4 protein-coding genes are annotated in these 3,505 nt (G+C 73.9%); 1 reads left to right on the top strand and 3 read right to left on the bottom strand.

Annotated elements, in window-relative coordinates:
• On the top strand, positions 1–839 hold an 839-nt coding region (locus OZN99_RS27770; protein ID WP_270938464.1), incomplete at its 5' end, for a Tim44 domain-containing protein.
• Positions 840–1,029: 190 nt separating this feature from the next.
• Here the strand turns inward: OZN99_RS27770 and OZN99_RS27765 are convergent.
• The 3 genes from OZN99_RS27765 to OZN99_RS27755 form a co-directional block, all read right to left on the bottom strand.
• A complete protein-coding gene (locus OZN99_RS27765; protein ID WP_270938463.1) occupies positions 1,030–1,878 on the bottom strand; it encodes a glycosyltransferase in 849 nt (282 codons plus the stop codon).
• Positions 1,879–1,894: 16 nt separating this feature from the next.
• On the bottom strand, positions 1,895–3,010 hold the full coding sequence (locus OZN99_RS27760) for a 2-aminoethylphosphonate--pyruvate transaminase (RefSeq protein ID WP_270938462.1): 1,116 nt from the start codon (positions 3,008–3,010) through the stop codon (positions 1,895–1,897).
• Between the two features lie 64 nt (positions 3,011–3,074).
• A partial coding sequence (locus tag OZN99_RS27755; RefSeq protein ID WP_270938461.1) for a DUF1194 domain-containing protein occupies positions 3,075–3,505 on the bottom strand: 431 nt, incomplete at its 5' end.

Raw genomic sequence — 3,505 nt, 5'->3', positions numbered from 1 at the left:
ATACCGCGCCGCCCTCCACCCAGACCGCGCCGGGCACGGTGCGCCAGTTCGACCGGACCGACACCTCGCCGGCCCGCCCCGCCCCGGGCGTGACGCAGCCCGGCGCCCCGCGCCCGGCCACCGCTGCGCCGGCGGGCGGCTTCTTCAGCCGCAACCCGCTGATGGCCGGCCTGATGGGCGGCCTGCTCGGTGCCGGCCTGTTCGGCCTGCTCTCCGGCCACGGCCTGTTCGGCGGCCTGGCGGGCTTCGCCGGTTTCCTCGGCCTGATGCTGCAGATCGCCCTGATCACCGGCCTGGTGTTCCTGGTCGTGCGCCTGGTGCGTGGCCGGCAGCAGCCGGCCACGGCCGGCGGCCCCTCGCTGCATGCGCGCGAGCTGAACCCGGCGGTCGGCCCCCGCGCCATGGGCGGCGGCGGCAGCGCCTTCGGCACCCGCCCGCTGGAGGTGACGGCCGGCGACTACCAGGCCTTCGAGCAGACCCTGTTCCAGGTGAACGCCGCCTGGTCGCGCCAGGACCTGGACGCGCTGCGCCGCCTCTCCACCCCGGAGATGGAGCGCTACTTCGCCCAGGACCTGCAGGACCTGAAGGCGCGCGGCTGGACCAACGTGACGCGCGACGTGAAGCTCGAGGCCGGCGACCTCTCCGAGGCCTGGCACGAGAACGGCCAGGACTACGCGACGGTCGCGATGCGCTTCTCGCTGGTGGACGTCACGACGGACGCCGCCGGCCGCGTGGTGGAGGGCAGCCCGACCGAGCGGCAGACCGTGACGGAGATGTGGACCTTCTCCCGCCGTCCGGGCACACCCTGGGTCCTCTCGGCCATCCAGCAGACCGTCTGACGGAAGGCCGCGCCCGCCTTCTCTCGCCTGGGCGTCCGCAGGCAGGTCGCGCCCCCACCCCAACCCTCCCCCGCTCCGCGGGGGAGGGAGTTGGGCACGCCGACGATCCCTCTCCCGCGAAGCGGGGGAGGGTGCCTGAGCGCAGCGAGGGCGGGTGGGGGCGCGACCGACCTGACCCCAAGTCCGCGTCTCACCCCCCCAGCTTCCGCGCCGCCCAGCGCAGCTTCCGCCCCGCCAGTTCAAGCACCCCCGGCGCGCCGTAGCGGTCGGGCAACTCCGCCACATAGTCCCGCGCCCATGCGTGGAAGGCGCCGTCCCGGGCGCGCACCTGGCCGGGCGTCAGGTCCTTCAGGTGCTGCCACCAGGCGATCGTCTCCCACAGGTGGTTGGCATAGCGCCCGCGCAGCTCGCGCCCGCCCGCCGGGCCGAACAGCAGCCGCAGCCCCTCCGCGTCGCCCCTCGGCCAGAAGAAGGCGTCGGGCGGCAGCAGCGTGACCTCCTCCGGATGCTCGCGCGCCAGCCGGGCCGGCAGCTTCACCGAATGCTCGCCCCAGAACGCGTCCTGCCCCTTGGACCGGAAGGTCCGGTAGCCCTCGTACCAGCGCTGCAGGAAGGCCGCGCCAGGCTCGGCCAGGATCACCGCATTGCAGAGCCCGCCTTCCGCCTCGTCCGCGCCCTCCCGCCCCAGCACCACGCGGTTGTCGAGCAGGTCGTCGAAGGCGCGATGCACCAGGACGTCGCAATCCAGGTAGATGCCGCCCTGCTCCAGCAGGGTGCGCAGCCGCAGCACGTCGGCGCGGTGCGCGACATGCACCAGCGGGTTGCCGAACACCTCGGTCGGCGCCGCCACCGGCCGCGGCGTGACATAGGGCCGCGTCAGCTCCCACCATTTGCCGCCGGGTTCGGTGTTGCAGTGGAAATAGGCCGACGCCGGCCCGATCCGCTCCACCGCGCTGCGCAGGCAGACATGGTGGCTCAGGCTCCAGGGCCGGCTGCCCTCCGCCTGCAGCCAGATGAAGTGCAGGATGCGCGGGATCATGCCGCGCCCGTCCTGTTCAGGCCGCCGCGCGGTGGCGGATGCCCATCTCCTGCAGCGTCGCGTCCATCTGCGCCAGGGCGAAGCGCAGGTCGTCCGCGTCGACCGCGCCGATGCAGCCCACGCGCATCGTCGGCGCCTTGGTCGTGAAGTGGTTGCTGACGATCACGCCGCGCGCCTTCATGCCGCGCAGGAAGCGCGCGAAGTCCCAGTTCGGGTGGTCGGGCTGGTGCACCACCACGATGATCGGGCCCTGGTTCTCCCGCGCCACATAGGGCCGGAAGCCCAGCGCCTGCAGCCCGTCGTAAAGCACGTCGCGGTTGCGGCTGTAGCGTGCCAGGCGGGCCGGCTGCCCGCCTTCCGCGTCGTAGAGGTCCATCGCGACGCGGAAGGCGCGCAGCGCCTGCACCGCCGGCGTGAAACGGAAGCTGCCCCAGCCGTCGCGCAGCGCGTGGCGATAGACGTCGTGCAGGTCCATCACCCAGGACCCGGCGTTGCCGGCGCACTGCTCCAGCCGCGCGATCGGCGCCACCGCGAAGCCGAAGCCCGGCAGCCCCTCCAGGCACTTGTTGGAGGTGAAGACCACCACGTCGCATTCCGGATGGTCGGCGATGCGGAAGGGCAGCGCCGCGAAGCCCGAGACCGCGTCGCAGATCAGCCGCCGCCCCGCCGCGCGGATCACCGGCCCCAGCACGGCCGGGTCGTTGACAATGCCCGTCCCGGTCTCGCTGACCACCACCGCCACATGCGTCACCTCGGGGTTCGCCGCCAATGCGGCCTCCAGCTTCGCCGGCGGGCAGGGCTCGTTGTCCGGGTGGTGCAGCGGCACCACGATGCGCCCGGCCTCCGTCGCCAGCCGCGCCAGCCGGTCGGCATAGCCGCCGTTCTGCACCACCAGCAGCCTGCCCCCCGCCGGCACGAAGGTGCGGATCGCGGCCTCGACCACCATGTGCCCGCAGCCCGGCAGCGGCAGCGAGACATGCTCGCCCTCCACGCCGCCCGCGACCTTCACGATGCGCGGCCGCATTGCGGCGTATTCCGCGCGGAACTCGTCGTCCCAGGGGGCGATGTCCTCGGCCATCACGGCGCGCACCTCGGGGCGGGTCTGCACGGGGCCGGGAAGCAGCATGAGCATGGCGGGATGTCCGTCGCTGGCGGCGCGTCTGCGGGAGGCCGGCTTATGCCCCCGCGCGAAGCCCTCACGCAACCAGCGCGCCCGCCAGCTCGCGCAGCATCTTGCGCAGGATCGCCTCCGCGAAGTCGGGGTAGTCCGCGCAGTCCATCGCGAAGCTGCCGGGCCCGCCGATCACCTCCGCCGCGTAGTGCGCCAGCAGGTCCGGCTCCTCGTTCAGGATGGCCAGCCCGTTCACGGTGATCCCGGCCTGCACCGCCAGGTCGCGCACCGGCCCGGGCGGGCGGCCGGCGTTGTGCCGCCCGTCGCCCGACACATCCAGGATATGCCGCCGCGCCTCGCCGGGGAAGGCGCCAAGCAGCGCGAGCCCCGCCGCCATGCCCTCGCCCAGCGCCGTCGCGCCGGGGCGGGGGATGCGCGGCGCGGCCTCGATCGCATCCGCGATCGCCGCCGCGCTGGCGGAGTCGTGCAGGCGCGTCCAGCCCACCGCCACGTCCT

It is taken from the genome of Falsiroseomonas oryzae (genome assembly GCF_027856955.1).
Classification (GTDB): Bacteria; Pseudomonadota; Alphaproteobacteria; order Acetobacterales; family Acetobacteraceae; genus Falsiroseomonas; species Falsiroseomonas oryzae.
This window is presented reverse-complemented; position numbering and strand designations above follow the sequence as displayed.

What these genes read in the sequence shown, in the direction of transcription:
- OZN99_RS27765 (WP_270938463.1), bottom strand. Translation starts at nt 1,878, where the DNA reads ATGATCCCGCGCATCCTGCACTTCATCTGGCTGCAGGCGGAGGGCAGC.
- OZN99_RS27760 (WP_270938462.1), bottom strand. Translation starts at nt 3,010, where the DNA reads ATGCTCATGCTGCTTCCCGGCCCCGTGCAGACCCGCCCCGAGGTGCGC.